This window comes from Geobacillus sp. PK12, assembly GCF_004123125.1.
GTDB lineage: Bacteria > Bacillota > Bacilli > Bacillales > Anoxybacillaceae > Geobacillus > Geobacillus zalihae.
This window is the reverse complement of the sequence record NZ_SDKL01000003.1, coordinates 72,124-87,888: the sequence shown is the minus strand read 5'-3', so window position 1 is coordinate 87,888 and position 15,765 is coordinate 72,124. Positions and strand designations below refer to the sequence as shown.

At 53.4% G+C, this 15,765-nt stretch carries 15 protein-coding genes; 9 read left to right on the top strand and 6 right to left on the bottom strand.

Annotated elements, in window-relative coordinates; translation table 11 throughout:
- The first annotated feature begins 18 nt into the window (after positions 1-18).
- Both ETR37_RS02880 and ETR37_RS02875 read left to right on the top strand, forming a co-directional pair.
- Positions 19-1,383: a PTS transporter subunit EIIC gene (locus tag ETR37_RS02880; RefSeq protein WP_129446889.1), complete on the top strand. Its 1,365-nt coding sequence runs from the start codon at positions 19-21 to the stop codon at positions 1,381-1,383.
- Between the two features lie 12 nt (positions 1,384-1,395).
- Entirely contained in the window at positions 1,396-2,460 is a 1,065-nt protein-coding gene (locus ETR37_RS02875) for a MupG family TIM beta-alpha barrel fold protein (protein ID WP_129446888.1), read from the top strand.
- 76 nt (positions 2,461-2,536) lie between these two features.
- On the opposite strand, the gene ETR37_RS02870 is transcribed toward ETR37_RS02875, so the two are convergent.
- The 6 genes from ETR37_RS02870 to ETR37_RS02845 all read right to left on the bottom strand — a co-directional run bounded on the left by ETR37_RS02870 (position 2,537) and on the right by ETR37_RS02845 (position 8,023).
- Positions 2,537-3,436, bottom strand: coding sequence for a response regulator (locus ETR37_RS02870; RefSeq protein WP_129446887.1), 900 nt, complete (start codon positions 3,434-3,436; stop codon positions 2,537-2,539).
- A 29-nt stretch (positions 3,437-3,465) separates the two neighbouring features.
- Positions 3,466-4,722, bottom strand: a complete 1,257-nt coding sequence (locus ETR37_RS02865; protein WP_240673872.1) for a sensor histidine kinase — start codon at positions 4,720-4,722, stop codon at positions 3,466-3,468.
- A gap of 290 nt (positions 4,723-5,012) precedes the next feature.
- Positions 5,013-5,663 (bottom strand): amino acid ABC transporter permease, encoded by a 651-nt coding sequence (locus ETR37_RS02860; RefSeq protein ID WP_033025580.1) that lies wholly within the window; start codon positions 5,661-5,663, stop codon positions 5,013-5,015.
- 16 nt (positions 5,664-5,679) lie between these two features.
- Positions 5,680-6,333, bottom strand: a complete 654-nt coding sequence (locus ETR37_RS02855) for an amino acid ABC transporter permease (RefSeq protein ID WP_015375050.1) — start codon at positions 6,331-6,333, stop codon at positions 5,680-5,682.
- 87 nt (positions 6,334-6,420) lie between these two features.
- Positions 6,421-7,266 carry a glutamate ABC transporter substrate-binding protein gene (locus ETR37_RS02850; RefSeq protein WP_015375049.1) on the bottom strand — a complete coding sequence of 282 codons (846 nt, stop codon included), beginning with the start codon at positions 7,264-7,266 and terminating at the stop codon, positions 6,421-6,423.
- 28 nt (positions 7,267-7,294) lie between these two features.
- Positions 7,295-8,023 (bottom strand): amino acid ABC transporter ATP-binding protein, encoded by a 729-nt coding sequence (locus tag ETR37_RS02845; RefSeq protein WP_015375048.1) that lies wholly within the window; start codon positions 8,021-8,023, stop codon positions 7,295-7,297.
- 245 nt (positions 8,024-8,268) lie between these two features.
- Between ETR37_RS02845 and ETR37_RS02840 the strand changes: the two genes are divergently transcribed.
- The 7 genes from ETR37_RS02840 to ETR37_RS02810 all read left to right on the top strand — a co-directional run bounded on the left by ETR37_RS02840 (position 8,269) and on the right by ETR37_RS02810 (position 15,720).
- Entirely contained in the window at positions 8,269-9,216 is a 948-nt protein-coding gene (locus ETR37_RS02840; RefSeq protein WP_041470499.1) for an aldo/keto reductase family protein, read from the top strand.
- A gap of 459 nt (positions 9,217-9,675) precedes the next feature.
- Positions 9,676-11,391, top strand: a complete 1,716-nt coding sequence (locus ETR37_RS02830; protein WP_483299674.1) for a sigma-54 interaction domain-containing protein — start codon at positions 9,676-9,678, stop codon at positions 11,389-11,391.
- A 198-nt stretch (positions 11,392-11,589) separates the two neighbouring features.
- On the top strand, positions 11,590-12,777 hold the full coding sequence (locus tag ETR37_RS02825) for an iron-containing alcohol dehydrogenase (protein WP_129446885.1): 1,188 nt from the start codon (positions 11,590-11,592) through the stop codon (positions 12,775-12,777).
- A gap of 18 nt (positions 12,778-12,795) precedes the next feature.
- On the top strand, positions 12,796-12,918 hold the full coding sequence (locus ETR37_RS19985) for a hypothetical protein (RefSeq protein WP_255411644.1): 123 nt from the start codon (positions 12,796-12,798) through the stop codon (positions 12,916-12,918).
- Positions 12,919-12,978: 60 nt separating this feature from the next.
- Entirely contained in the window at positions 12,979-14,439 is a 1,461-nt protein-coding gene (locus ETR37_RS02820; RefSeq protein WP_069304306.1) for a CoA-acylating methylmalonate-semialdehyde dehydrogenase, read from the top strand.
- A 509-nt stretch (positions 14,440-14,948) separates the two neighbouring features.
- Positions 14,949-15,224, top strand: coding sequence for a UPF0175 family protein (locus ETR37_RS02815; protein WP_223813678.1), 276 nt, complete (start codon positions 14,949-14,951; stop codon positions 15,222-15,224).
- The gene (locus ETR37_RS02810; RefSeq protein ID WP_129446884.1) at positions 15,217-15,720 is read left to right on the top strand and encodes a PIN domain-containing protein; all 504 of its coding nucleotides are present in this window, start codon (positions 15,217-15,219) and stop codon (positions 15,718-15,720) included. Before ETR37_RS02815 ends, ETR37_RS02810 begins: the two co-directional genes overlap by 8 nt.
- Positions 15,721-15,765 lie beyond the last annotated feature (45 nt).

Here is a 15,765-nt window from a genome sequence, read left to right as displayed (position 1 = left end):
ATAAGGGGGAGAGGAACGATGAGCCGAGAACAACAAATGGCGGTAACGATGCTTTCGCATTTAGGGGGAGAAGAGAACATTGCCCGCATCGCTCACTGCATGACGCGGGTGCGCGTGTCGTTGCGTGATCCGGATCAAGCGGATATGGCTGCTCTCAAACGAATCGAGGGGGTCATGGGGGTCATTGAAGACGAAACGCTGCAAATCGTCGTCGGCCCTGGCGTTGTCAACAAAGTAGCTGCAGCGTTATGCGAGCTGACCGGTCTGGAGCTTGGGGAAGTGATCGAGGATGGGTTCGAGGACATTGTGGAGCGGACAAAAGCGAAGATCAAAGCTCGCCAACAAACGCCGCTAAAGCGGTTACTACGCAAAATCGGCAGCATCTTCATCCCGCTCATCCCTGGTTTGGTCGCTTCAGGGATCATTAACGGGATTGCCAACTTTGCCAAAAACGCCGGCGTTGATCCACAGACGACGTGGCTGCAGCTATTGCTTTTGATTGGCGGCGGCATTTTTGCCTCGCTCGGCGTGTTAGTCGGTTACAATACAGCGAAGGAATTCGGCGGCACACCGGTATTAGGGGCCATTGCCGGCATCCTCGTCTTCAACCCGGCGCTCGCGGATGTTAAGCTATTTGGGGAAGCGCTTACACCAGGGAGGGGAGGGCTGTTTGCCGTCTTGCTGGCAGCATGGTTGATGGCGGTCATCGAAAAACGGGTTCGCCAATTTGTCCCAAACGCGGTCGATATCATTGTGACACCGTTGATTACGGTGCTTATCGTCTGCCTATTTACCTTGATCGCCGTACAGCCGATTGCAGGGTGGTTGTCGATGGCGATTACAACTGGCTTGAAAGCAGTGCTCGATGTGGGTGGGGTGATTGCCGGCGCGGTGTTGGCCGGAACATTTTTGCCGCTTGTCATGGTTGGACTGCATCACGGTCTGACACCAATTCATATGGAACTGATTCAAAAACTTGGTTCCACCCCGCTGTTGCCTATTTTGGCGATGGCTGGAGCGGGGCAAGTCGGAGCGGCGATCGCTGTCTATGTGAAGACGAAAAATCAAAGACTCCGCAACATCATTAAAGGAGCGCTGCCGGTCGGGTTTTTAGGCATCGGGGAACCGCTGTTGTACGGGGTGACATTGCCGCTTGGGCGGCCGTTTGTCACCGCGTGCCTCGGTGCGGCGGTCGGCGGCGCGTTTCAGGCGGTAATGAAGACTGCGGCGCTCGGCATCGGCGTGTCTGGGCTGTCATTGATTCCGCTCATTGCTGATGCGAAATATGTGACGTATTTCGTCGGATTGGTCATTTCCTATGCGTTTGGATTCCTGTTTACCTATTGGTTCGGGTTTAAAGAGGAAATGGCAGAAAATATATAGAGAGGGATGGCGATGCTTTCCTTTTCCTTTTATCTTTTTCAACCGTTTGAACAAATCGAGGAAGCGTTTCGGAAAGCGGCGAGTTTTGGAGCGAGGGAACTGTTTACTTCGCTGAACCTTTTGAACGGAAAAGAACTAGGCGAGCAAGAGAAGCTGAAATGGATCGGCCGGCTCGCCCGCCACTACGGGGTGGGGGTGGTAGCAGACGCCACCCCCGCCGTGCTTTCGTACTTGCCAACCGGCGTTGGCGTTGCCAGGGCGCTCAACGAGTGGGGGAGGGTCGGGCTGCGGCTTGACGACGGCTTCTCGTGGGACGAAACGGTGCAGCTTTCGAAGCAGATGAAAGTCGTATTGAACGCCAGTACGATCACAGAAAACGAGATTCAGGAGTTGACATCGCGACAAATCGACTGGGCGGGTGTGGAAGCATGGCATAACTTTTACCCGCGCCCGGAAACTGGTCTTTCGGGCGACACGCTCATGAAACAAAACCGAATGTTGCGCCAATGCGGCATAGCATCAATTGGGGCCTTTGTCCCTGGCAACGCCCAAAAGCGCGATCCGCTTTACAAAGGGCTGCCGACGTTAGAGGATCATCGGGAAGCTGACCCGGTTTCTGCCTATATCGAGCTGCGCGAAACGTATAAGGTGGAAAAAGTGTTCGTTGGGGACTTATCGGTGTCGGACGACGTGCTCCAGCGAATGGCGTGGGTGCGGAAGGGAATCATTCCTATTCGTTACCGGCCGATCGTATCAGCCCGCTGGCTGTCTCTTGTCGAAACGGTGCACACGAATCGGCGTGACGCTGCCCGTGATGTGATTCGCTCAGTTGAATCGCGCCGCTCCATCATATGGCCTAAGGAGGCGTTGCACCCCACCGAACCGGTGCCGCGCCCGACAGGAAGCGTGACGATCGACAATGAATGCTACGGACGCTACGCTGGTGAACTGCAAATCACCTTAACGGATCTTCCCGCTGATGACAACGTCAACGTCATCGGCAGGGTGATCAAGGAAGATGTGCCGCTGCTTCAGCACATCCACGGAGGTCGGCCATTTTGTCTCATTCGTTGTTAACAAGGAGAGAAACGGCTGGCCGTTTGTATGGCGAAGGAAAATGATGGTGCCGTTCTCAAGGCGGCGCCATCATGTTTTAGACGCGCTTCAGCTCGAGAAAAAAAGCCGTTAAAAACTTCCGCACATTCATCCGGCATTCCGTCTCCATTTGGCCGCGCTCGAGTTCATTCATCCGCCGGCGGATGTCACCGAAATCAAACAGCCTCGGTGCGAAATGCTCAAACGTCGGGTTCGTGTAGTCAGTCAGGCCGAGGGAAGCGAGATGGGTGAACGCCTGCAGGACGAGGCGGCGGATGCGCTGTTCCATCGCCCGCGCTTCCTTGGCAGTTTCGCCAGGGGGGAGGCCGTATTCCCACTCGACGAGTTCGGCGTACAGCTCTTTCAGCGGCGGCAGTTCGCGGACGGGAAGGCCTTTTGCTTCTTGCTCGGCCAGCCAGCGCACCACAAGAAGCACGTCCGCGCTGCCCGCTTCGCCAGCGACCCCGAGAAGAAGGAGAAGCTGCTCAGCCTGCTGTTCCATGGCGGACGGCTTGGAAACGGCGGTGTCAGCCGTTTGCGGCTCAAGCCCTTTGAGCACTTGACGGATTGACTCGAGCGAGCGGACGGCGGAGAGATGATCGGCGACGCGCTTGAGCACAGACAGCACTTCATAACGGTTGATCGGTTTTTGAATGTACGTGTCAATGCCATGCAAATAGGCTTGGCCGATCATTTCTTTGTTTTCCACTTGCGAGATCATGATGAATGTCCCCGGGAATCCTTCTTGGCGCAGCGCTTTGATCGTCTGAATTCCGTCGCGCCCCGGCATTAACAAGTCAATGAGCACGACGTCTACGTGAAGCAAGTCGGCCGCGCGGACGTTTAGCCCGTCTTCTGCACACCCGACCACCTCACCGAGCCCGGATTCATGAATTAATTTTTCAAGCATCTTTCTGACAACAGGGTCATCTTCGATTAGAAAAAAACGGAGCCCCATCTTCCCGTTCTCTCCCTTCCTTGACTTGCCTATATGACGGCATTTCCTTGCCGATCGGCGTTGCGATCGGAGAACATTTCGGCGGCGGACGGTGTGTCTTGCAGGAGGCGGGCTGTCGGCACGGCAAGACGAAATACCGTCTGCCCCGGCTCGCTTTTGACAAGCTGGAGATGCCCCCCAAGTGTTTGGGCGATATCGCGCGCATGGGTGAGACCGATGCCAGTCGACGGGTTGCCGCGCCGGTCGTATTTCGTTGTAAATCCGGGCTGGAAAATCCAGGCGATGTCATCAGCCGCAATGCCGGGGCCGGTGTCTTCCACTTCGATGATCAGCTCGCTTCCGCGGAGACGCGCATGCAAGGTGACGTCGCCTGCCTTCTCAATGGCTTCGACGGCATTGGATACTAAGTTGTTGAGCACGGAAAGAAGCGGATACAGCTGATCGGTCATAAGATCGATATGGCCGTTGTACGAAAAGGTGATCGTTTTTCCGGATAAGTTGGCGTATTTTTCATTGGCGCGAATGACCATGGCGCACAGTTCGGCGATCGGCACGCGTCCGCGCACCGATTGGCGGCCGATGAGCTTAGACAGGCCGGCGAAAATACGTTGCATATCTTTTTTCGTCTCGTGAATATGTTCGGCAAGCTCCAGGGCGACGCGCGGTTCAACGTGTTTTCGTTCGATCAGCCGCGAGTAAAGGTCATAGCTTTGGCGCGTCATGTCTTCCATGAGAGCCATTGATTTTTGCAAGTAAAACATTTCTTCGTATAATCCGCTGCTCACCATCATGAGCCGCTCGAGTTCTTGCTTTCTCGCTTCAGCGAGTGAACGGACATGCTTTGTCACCCACATATTGTAAACGCCAATCACGCAAAAACTGCGCAAAATGGCGAACAACCATAAGACGATGATCGTTTGGCCGCTGAAGGAAAACGGCTCGCCCATCCCATATCGGATCGCTAGTTCACAGGTGTTCGCCAAAAAGTCGAGCGCTGCTCCAACCGTTCCAGCCTGAATCGGTGCGGCCATTCGTTGGCGAAACCGAACAGCAGCCGCCATCATGGAAAAGCTGATATAATACCCCGCTGCCGGGAGATGGGTCAGCAGACTCTCAGAAATCGACATTTCTCCGGTCAACGAGTCCAGAAAGACACGAAACCCAACGACCGCTGCTCCGGTGCTTGCGCCGATGACAAGCGGCGAAAGGGAGCGAAAGGCGACAAGCCCGAGAAAAAAGACGGCGCTGCCGAGTGAGACGCGAAACGGGCTGTCAAATGGGTTCATTTTCATTTCACCGAGAAACGCAGCAGCCGAAAGCAAAAGCAAAAGAAGCCAAAGCGGTTCTTTTTTTGCTGGTGTCAGTGGACGTCACCGCCTTTGTGAAAGTCGTGAACGAATCTCCAATTCTATTATATAACAGGAAAGCGAAAACAACGGATGATTTTCGTGAAAAAATCTTCATTTCCCTTTTGGCGCCTCAACGAGTGATGGAAATGAACGCTCAAGGAGCGAGCGGTGCCGCGAATGGCAAGAAAAAACCGTATGCCCCAGCTGAAGAAGGGGATACGGTTTCCTTATCGCTGGCGGTATTCCAACCGGCGCGAAACGAGCGACAGCGAATAGTTGACGATAAAGTACATGAACGCCACCAGGATGAAAATCGGGATGACGAAATTGACGTTGCGGCCGTTAATGATTTGCGCATGGTTCATCAATTCCGGCAACGAAATGACAATGGCGAGCGACGTATCTTTCAATAAAGAAATGAATTGGCTGACGATCGGCGGAACCATGCGCCGCAATGCTTGCGGCAAAATGATGTACCATAGCGTCTGCCCATACGTAAGCCCCGATGAGCGCGCCGCTTCGATTTGCCCTTTGTCGATTGACTGCAGGCCGCTGCGGACGATTTCCGACAGCATGGCCGATTCAAAAATGACCAAGGCCGAAATGGCGGCATATAGTTTATCCAGCTTTAATCCAACTTCCGGAAGGGCAAAATACGTAAAGAAAATGATTAATAACAGCGGCAAATTCCGGATCGTTTCGACCAGCACGGCGAGCAGCTGGGAAAGCACCGGGATTTTCGTATAGCGAATGACCCCGATGATAATGCCAAAGACAAAACTCAACACAATCGAAATGAACGCCACTTCCAACGTGACGAGAAACCCTTGAAGCAAAAACTTCAAATGGGCGGGCGCGTAAGCACCGGCAAAATCCATCATTTGGCCTCCTTTCCTACCGCGCCTTGAGCAACCGGCGCTCTAAGTAGCCGACGCCAAGGCTGAGCGGGATCGTTAAGACGAGGTAAAACAAGGCGACGAAAATATAAACGTCAAAGGTGACGAACGTTTTCGAGGAAATCAAGTCGCCGTAATACATTAAATCCAATCCGGCGATGACGCCAAGCACCGAAGAGTTTTTCACCAAGTTGATGAACTGGTTGCCAAGCGGCGGAATGACGATTTTCACCGCCTGCGGCAAGATGACGTAACGCATCGCCTGTAAGTAGGTCAACCCGGAGGAACGGGCCGCTTCCATTTGTCCTTTCGGAACGGCTTGAATGCCCGAGCGGATCGCTTCGGCGATAAAAGCAGCGGTATACACCATCAGTCCGAGCGTTCCGGCGGTAAACGAGTCAAACCGGATGCCGACGGCGGGCAAGCCCATAAAAAAAACAAAGACGATCAACACAAGCGGGATGTTGCGGATAAATTCCACGTACGCCGTTCCGACCCAATTGAGCGGGCGAATCGGCGCGATGCGGAAAATGGCGATGATGGTCCCTAAAGCCAAGCTGCCGATGAGGGCCAGCACGCTGGCCTTGATCGTATGGCCAAACCCTTGCATATACAAATCCCAATGTTCAACCAAAATGGAGAATCGTAGCAAGACGAAGCGCCTCCTTTCTTTGCGGAATCATAGCCCATCCTTTGGGCAAACAGGTGGGCGGATATGTTCCGCCCACCGTTTCGCCTGTTATTGTTGCGGCTTTTTGCCGATCCATTTTTCGTAGATCTTATCGTATTCGCCGTTTTCTTTAATTTCTTTCAAGTATTCGTTGATGACTTGCAGCAGTTCTTTGTCTCCTTTGCGGACGGCGATGCCGTACGGTTCTTCGGTGAACGTTTCATCCAGGACGCGATAGTTCGGATCTTGTTTCGCCATCCCCCAAAGCAGCGCGTTGTCCGTTGTCAGCGCATCGCCTTGGCCCGCTTTCAATGCGGTAAACGCTTCCGCGTAGTTTTCAAATTCAAGCACGTTGACTTGCGGGGCCGCTTTGCGGATGTTTTCCGCCGATGTCGAGCCTTTCGCCGTCAAGACCGTCATGCCTTTTTTCAAGTCTTTTACGCTGTTGATCGGGCTGTCTTTTTTCACAAGCAGCGATTGGCCTGCCATAAAGTACACATCCGAGAAATCGACTTCTTTTTTCCGTTCCTCGGTGATCGTCATGGTGGCGATAATAGCGTCAATTTCCCCATTGTTCAACATCGGGATGCGCGTTTTGGACGTCACTTCTTTCAATTCAATTTTGTTTTCATCACCGAGAATTTTTTTCGCCAGCCCTTTGGCAATATCAATGTCAAATCCTTCGACTTTGCCCGTTTCCGGGTTTTTCAATCCGAATAAGTTCAGATCGTATTTGACGCCAACAACAAGCTTGCCGCGTTGTTTAATTTTTTCAAGCGTATTGGCCGCTTCCGTTTTTTCTGACGATGTTCCGCCTTCCCCTTTGTCCGTCGTGCTGCAGCCCGTCAACGCGACAGCGCTCAATAAGGCCGTCAAGGCGACGGCGATCCACCATTTCCATGTTTTCTTTTTCATGAACAAAACCCCCTTTGATTGACCGGAATTAATGGTTTAGAATGCGGCTTAAAAACACGCGCGCCCGCTCCTCTTTCGGCGCCGCGAAAAACTCCTCAGGCGGCGCTTCTTCTAAAATGCGGCCTTGGTCCATAAAGACGATGCGGTCGGCCACCTCGCGGGCAAACCCCATTTCGTGGGTGACGACAACCATCGTCATCCCTTCTTTCGCCAGCTGCTTCATGACATCGAGCACCTCGCCGATCGTTTCCGGGTCAAGCGCCGATGTCGGCTCGTCAAACAGCATGATTTTCGGTTTCATCGCCAGCCCGCGGGCGATGGCGACGCGCTGCTGCTGGCCGCCGGACAGCGCGGACGGATAGGCGTTCGCTTTGTCTGGGATTCCGACTTTTTCTAAGTAATACATGGCGATCTCGTTCGCTTCTTTTTCGGACATGCCGAGCACTTTGCGCGGCGCCAACGTGATGTTTTGCAAAACAGTCATGTGCGGGTATAGGTTGAAATGTTGAAACACCATGCCGATATTGCGCCGCAGCTCGTTGATGTTGACGCCTTTGTCGTTCACTTTGACGCCATCCACGATCAATTCGCCGCTTGAGATCGTCTCGAGCCGGTTGATGCAGCGCACGAGCGTGCTCTTGCCCGATCCGGATGGCCCGATGATGACGACGACTTCCCCTTGGTTGATCGTCAAGTTAATGTCTTTCAACACATGAAAATCGCCGTAGTATTTGTTGACTTGGTGGAAATAAATCAATAGCCCCCCTCCTTTGTGACAAATTTGTGAATGTTTTTCGAATTCATTGTAAATACACACCTACGAAAATCTACGGAAATCTACAAAAATTTTGTGAACCAAAGAAAAATCGAGGATGGACGCAAAGAGACGGAAGCTGTTTTTTGAATAGTAAGGCAAATGTCTTTGCAAATCCGCAGTTGAGGATTATAATGGGACATGAAGAATTTGGCATTGATTGCCGTCAAAAGGAGAGGGGAGCGAAGGTGAAGTATCGAAAACTCGGCCGCACGGGGCTGAAAGTTAGTGAGATTAGTTTAGGCAGCTGGCTTACATATGGAAATTCAGTGGAAAAAGAAGCCGCGATCCGCGTCATTGACAAGGCGTACGAACTTGGCATCAACTCGTTTGACACGGCGAACGTCTACGCGCGCGGGGAAGCGGAAAAAATCGTCGGCGAGGCGCTGCGCAAATATCCGCGCGAATCGTATGTCATCGCGACGAAAGTGTTTTGGCCGATGGGCGATGGTCCGAACGACCGCGGCCTGTCGCGCAAGCATGTGTTTGAGCAGCTCCATGCGAGCTTAAAGCGGCTGCAGCTTGATTATGTCGACATCTACTATTGCCACCGCTATGACAAAGAAACGCCGGTCGATGAGACGTTGCGCACGATCGACGACCTCGTCCGCCAAGGAAAAGTGCTGTATGTCGGCGTGAGCGAATGGACGGCCCAACAAATTCAAGAGGCGCTCGGCGTGGCCGACCGCTACCTGCTCGATCGGATCGTCGTCAACCAGCCGCAGTACAACATGTTCCATCGCTATATTGAAAAGGAAGTCATCCCGGTGTGCGAACAAAACGGCATCAGTCAAATCGTCTTCTCGCCGCTCGCCCAAGGGGTGCTGACCGGCAAATACAAGCGTGGCCAACAACCGCCAGCGGACAGCCGCGCTGCCGATCCGAAGGCGAACGCCTTTATCCAGCGGCTGCTGAACGATGATGTGTTGTCAAAAGTGGAACAACTCGAAAAAATCGCGGCTGAGCTTGGCATTACGTTGTCCCAGCTCGCCCTCGCCTGGGTGCTGCGCCAGCCGAACGTCGCCAGCGCCTTAATTGGCGCCAGCCGTCCGGAACAAGTCGAAGAAAACGTCAAGGCGGTCGATGTCGCGTTAAGCGAAGAAGTGATTGAGAAGATTGAGGGGGTTTTGGCGTAATCGAAAAATGGGGACAGGCTGACGCCTGTCTCCGTTTTCTTTTTTGATCCGTCCCGCATCGAAGGAGACTCCGTTTTCACGGGAGAGCGGAAAAGAATTGAGAGCGGCGATTGGATGATCGATTGACTTCTTTCCTTCTTCCTTCAAGCTGATCATAGACACGTTTGTGCTGGTGAACTACCCACCACCTGCGCTTGGCTTAGAGGTGGGGGCTTCAAGCGACTTGTGTGTGTTCGCCGAACGGTAAGCCGCACACAAGAACCCTTTACGCTTCCCTTCGTTCCGAAGGTGCCCGTTCTAGCCATATTCTATTATATTCGTTGGCTAACGCCAACCGACATTCATCTCCCCCTTTCACTTCGCTTAAAAGTGGGAGACTTCTTTCGGAAGAAAGATGTTAAAAGAGGATTTTTCTTACGGGTGGCGAACGATACAAACAAGTGAACAAGCAAGGGAGGGATGGCGATGACCGCTGTTCGCCGTATAGGGCTGACTCTTAGCGGCAGCCAAACGATGCACGAGGCCATCCAGTTGTTGGCGGAACATGGGATAGCTGCGGTTGATGTGGTTGACGAGCACGGCCGAACGATCGGGCGGTGCACACAGCGGATGCTGCTATGGGCAGCAGCGCGTGAGATGGACCGCACGACGCCGATCAGGAATGTATTGGCGGCGTTTTCATCGGAAGCAGGACGTGAAGACAGCGGCGCAGAGACAATGAACATGGAAGTCGACTCCACCTCGGCTGCCGAGTTGGAACGATTGCGGCATGAACTGGAGGAAGCGCACCGTCTGGCTGAGACGATGAAAACGGTGCTGGATGCGGCGTACGAAGGGGTGGTTGTCGTCGATGAGGACGGCGTGGTTCGTGAAATCAACCGGGCGTATTGCCAGTTTCTCGGCATTCGCCGGGAAGAAGCGATCGGAAAACATGTGACGGAAGTGATCGAAAACACCCGTCTGCACATTTGTGCTCAATCGGGCATTCCAGAAAGAGGATATATTCAAAAAATTTACGGCCAGCCGATGGTGGTGCACCGCATCCCGATTTGGCGGGACGGCAAGGTGATCGGGGCGATCGGGATGCTTATTTTCCAAGGGGTATCGGAAGTATATGAAATTTTCCGGCGCCTGCAGGAGCTGTCGCGTGAAGCGAGCCGAAAAGAATCGAAAGAAGATGAAGAATCAAAACGCAAGGCTGCTGCGCCTGCGGCCGTCGGAGTCGAGCGCATCATCGGCCGCCACCCGTCGATCGCCGCTGTGAAGCAGATGATTCGTCGGGCGGCGCGCGTGCCGTCGACGGTGCTCATTACCGGTGAAAGCGGAACGGGGAAAGAGGTGGTGGCGCGGGCGATCCATGAAGCTGGGCCGCATGCGGACGGACCGTTTGTCAGCGTGAATTGCGCCGCCATCCCTGAGTCGTTGTTGGAAGCGGAACTGTTCGGCTATGAAGATGGGGCGTTCACCGGTGCGAAAAAAGGGGGCAAGCCCGGCAAGTTTCAACTCGCCCATGGAGGGACGCTGTTTTTGGATGAAATCGGCGATATGCCGCTTGCCATGCAGGCGAAAATTTTGCGCGTCTTGGAAGAAAAGAAAGTGGAAAAAGTCGGCGGACTATACGAAACCAAGGTGGACGTGCGCATTATTGCCGCGACGAACAAACCGCTTGAAGACATGGTGCGGGAAGGAACGTTCCGGGAAGATTTGTTTTACCGCCTGAACATCATTCGCATTCATCTTCCGCCGCTGCGCGAGCGGAAAACGGATATTCCGGCGCTGCTCGCCCACCATATGGAACGGATGTGCCGGCAGTTTGGCGTCGCGTTGAAGTCGTTTACCAAAGAGGCCATGGAAGTGCTTGTCGACTATTCCTGGCCGGGAAACATCCGCGAGCTGGTCAACGTCGTCGAATGGCTGATCAGCATGGTTGAAGGAGATGTGATCGAACGCGAACACTTGCCAGCGTATTTGTCGACCGTTCAACCGGCCGTCTCCGCTTTGCCAGATCAGGGTGTGAGAATAGCGGACCTATGGAAAGAAATGGTTTACCAATCCGAGCGGGAACGAATCGCTGCGGCGCTGGTGGCGGCGGGCGGCAATAAGGCGGAAGCGGCAAGGAGGCTCGGCATTCACCGCTCGACGTTATATGAAAAACTGAAAAAATACGGATTATAGACACAACGGCGGAACAGCCGTCGTTTTTGTTGTGATGTCGGATTAGTGTCTGGTTATTGTTTGATAGATGTCTTGTTTGTGTCGGTGATGGCGCTTTTGTTTTGAATCGACTTCCTTGTTGCGGTGCGCTTTGTATGTTGGCACGAAACTTGCTTTCTAAAAGAGGTGAAACCGTTATCAAAATCAGGAGGGGACGCGATGTACGAATTGTTGGTGCCCAGCCGGGTTGTGTATGGGCGCAATACGTTCGCCGAAGTCGGCCCACAGGCAAAAGCGCTCGGAACGAAAGCGCTCATCGTCAGCGACCCGGTGATGGAAAACATCGGGGTGGTTGCCCGCTGCGCGCAATATTTGCAAGAAGCAGGACTGCCGTTTGTGAAGTATACAGGAGTCGACAGCGAGCCGACGGATGTGCATGTGAAAGAGGCGCTTGACGTCTGCCGAAGCGAGCGGTGCGATGTCGTCATCGCCATCGGCGGCGGCAGCAGCATCGACGCTGCCAAGGCGGTCGCCGTCATGATGACAAATGAAGGGGAGATCAGCGACTATATCGGCAATCAAAAGCGGTTTGCCGAAAAACCGCTGCCGCTCATTGCCATTCCGACAACGGCCGGAACGGGTTCGGAAGTGACGAAAGTAACGGTCATTATCAATACGAAGACGGATGTCAAAATGATGATTTCTCAACCGGCGTTGCTTCCAGCCGTGGCGATCGTCGACCCGTTGCTCACGGTTTCGTGCCCGCCGTCCGTCACCGCGGCCACGGGCGTCGACGCCCTCTGCCATGCGATCGAGGCGTACATTTCCCGACGCGCCCACCCGGTGACCGATGCGCTGGCGCTCTCTGCCATCGAAGCGATCGTCGGTCATTTGCGCCGGGCGTATGAAAACGGTCAAGACATCGAAGCGCGGGAAAAAATGGCGATCGCCGCCATGAAAGCGGGCATGGCGTTTTCCAACGCCTCGGTGACGCTTGTGCACGGCATGTCGCGGCCGATCGGCGCGCTTTTCCACGTGCCGCACGGCGTATCGAACGCGATGTTGCTGCCGGGGGTGCTGGAGTTTACAAAAGACAGCGCCATCGAACGATTGGCGGTGATCGCCCGAATCATCAAGCCGCCGCTCAAAGACGTTTCCGATACGGAAGCGGCTGAGGCGCTCGTTGAGGAAGTGAAACAGCTTTGCCGCGATTTGCACATCCCGAATATGAAAACGTGGGGCATTGACAAAACAGCGTTTGACAAGGTGGTGGACAAAATGGCGGCTGACGCGCTTGCGAGCGGCAGCCCCGCCAACAACCCGAAAGTGCCGACGCATGAGGAAATTGTGGCATTGTACCATTATTGTTACGACTATCAGTACGACACCAAAACCGTAAGTTCGTAAATGAGTCCGGCGGCTGGGATGGCGATTGCAGGACGCATGACAGCGACCAGCAGCAAACAGACAGCAAAGAACGCCGCTTTTTGGAAGCGTTCAGCCCGCCGGCCGTTTCCGCGAAAGGAAGCGCTCGCCGATCATCCATAGCTCTTGTGTACGTTCATGAACCAATCTTTTGAAAGATCGACTAGAAAGGTGGTTTCATTCATGAGCTCTGTAACCGAAACAAAAACATTGAAAAACTTTATTGGCGGCCAATGGGTCGCTTCGACATCCGGAAAAGAAGAAATCGTGCCGAACCCGGCAACGGGGGAAGTATTGGCGAAAGTGCCGCTCTCCTCGCGCGAGGAGCTGGATGCGGCGGTGGCGGCCGCGAAAGAAGCGTTCCGCGAATGGCGCAAAGTCCCGGTTCCACGCCGTGCCCGCATTTTGTTTCGCTATCAGCAGCTGTTGGTCGAACATTGGGACGAACTCGCTAGACTTGTGACGCTAGAAAATGGCAAAGTCTATGAGGACGCCTACGGTGAAGTGCAGCGCGGCATTGAATGCGTTGAGTTTGCGGCCGGGATTCCGACGCTCATGATGGGCCAACAGCTGCCGGATATCGCGACCGATATCGAATCGGGGATGTACCGCTACCCGCTCGGTGTCGTCGCCGGGATTACACCGTTTAACTTCCCGATGATGGTGCCGTGCTGGATGTTCCCGCTTGCCATCGCCTGCGGCAACACGTTTGTGTTGAAGCCGTCTGAGCGGACGCCCATGCTGGCCAACCGCTTGGCTGAACTGTTCACCGAAGCCGGACTGCCTGCAGGAGTGTTGAATATTGTTCACGGAGCGCACGAGGTCGTGAACGGCATTTTAGAACATAAAGATATTAAAGCCGTTTCGTTCGTCGGCTCGCAGCCGGTCGCCGAGTATGTATACAAAACAGCCGCCGCCCACGGCAAGCGGGTGCAGGCGCTCGCCGGTGCGAAAAACCATTCGATTGTCATGCCGGACGCCGACCTCGATATGGCGGTGACGAACATCATCAACGCCGCGTTCGGTTCGGCGGGCGAGCGGTGCATGGCGTGCTCGGTCGTCGTTGCAGTCGGCGATATCGCCGATGAGTTGGTCGAACGGCTCAAAGAAGCCGCCGACCGCATCCAAATTGGCAATGGGCTCGACAAAGGCGTCTTTTTAGGCCCGGTCATCCGCGAGTCGCATAAAGAGCGGACGATCAAATACATCGAAATCGGCGAAAAAGAGGGGGCGCTCCTTGTCCGCGACGGACGCCGCGACTCGGCGACAAGCGGAAAAGGGTATTTCATCGGTCCAACGATTTTTGACCATGTCAAACCAGGCATGGCGATTTGGACGGATGAAATTTTCGCCCCGGTCTTGTCGGTCGTCCGCGCCCGCGATCTGGACGAAGCGATTGAGATCGCCAACCGATCGGAATTTGCCAACGGCGCCTGCATCTACACCGACAGCGCCAAAGCGATCCGCCAGTTCCGCGAAGAAATCGACGCCGGCATGCTTGGCGTCAACGTCGCCGTCCCGGCGCCCATGGCGTTTTTCCCGTTCTCGGGCTACAAAAACTCGTTTTACGGCGACCTCCATGCCAACGGCCGCGACGGCGTCGAATTTTACACGAGAAAGAAAATGGTGACGGCGAGATATTAGTAAAATAGGCTGTAAGAGGGTGTCCCAAAAGGATCGGGACACCCTTTCTTATTACCGTATATAGACAATATGTTGTGTTTTGTTAAGGAAAATTACCCTTTTGGGTCAGTCCCCTTTTTATCACCTCGAACCGAGAAGGCCTCAACTTCCAAGCATGAGCGTAAGTGGGGGATGAACCGGCGTCTTCCACCAACGATCTTCCCCTTGCACCAAAAGAACAAAGGAAGGGCTTCGATTGCGATCTTTTTGAGGAAGCTCAACGGTGGGATGCACAGGGATGGCTTAGCTGACAGCTTACCGTATGTTAGGGTGTTCCCGAGAATCCCCTACTTCTCTACGTGAGCGCGGGTGGGGAGTGTTCAATTGAGTCGGTTTCATTTCTATCGTGTTGAGCGTGTAGTAAAAAATTTGGAAATGCTATTCGTTCCGTGACAGCATCCAAAAGGCGCGAAGTGTGATAGAATAAAATAAAAAAGGGTGTGAGTTCAATGGCCATGGACTACTTTCAGGTGAACTTGCCGAAAGAGTTTTTGCCCGCCATTAATGAATTGGAAGGCAACACAGTTGAGGCAAAAATAAAGCTTTCATTGGCGATTGGTTTGTTTGTTGGAAAACAGGTGACGCTGGCGAAAGCGGCTGAATTGGCAGGAAAATCCTTAGGGGAATTTATCGATGTATTGCGTTCGAAGGCGATTCCTTGGATGGAATATACGGAGGAACACATCAAAGATGATTGGGACACGGTGCAAAAATTGAGCAAAGAAAATAGGGATCACAATGAGTAGGGTTACGGTTAATTCTACACCGATTATAGGTCTGTCGATCGTTGGTCAATTGACTCTTTTGTCTGAACTATTTGATGAAGTATATGTTCCGGAAGCTGTCTATCAAGAAATTGTTCATCACCATGCCCCACGCCATTATGGAAAAGAGGAGCTCAAACGATTGGTCAGCGAGGGGGTGTTTCGACTATACCATGTAAAAAATCGCAGCCTTGTTGAAAGTTTATATGGAAAATTCCATGCCGGGGAGTTAGAAGTTATTATTGGAGCGAAAGAACTTGGTGCTCAAGTCGTTGTGATTGATGAGCATGCTGCCAGATCATTGTCGAAACAATTCCTTTTACGGCCTATCGGTACAATCGGAGTTTTGATTCTGGGAAAGAAAAACAGGAAAATAGCGGAAGTCAAGCCGCTGTTAGACACTTTGCTTGAAAATGGATTTTATCTCTCCCAACGTCTCTATCGAGAGGCGTTGTCGTTGGCAGAAGAAACGCCGTAACCCCGCCCGCCGCGCTCGGCTTTTCCTTTTTAAAACCTGTCAACA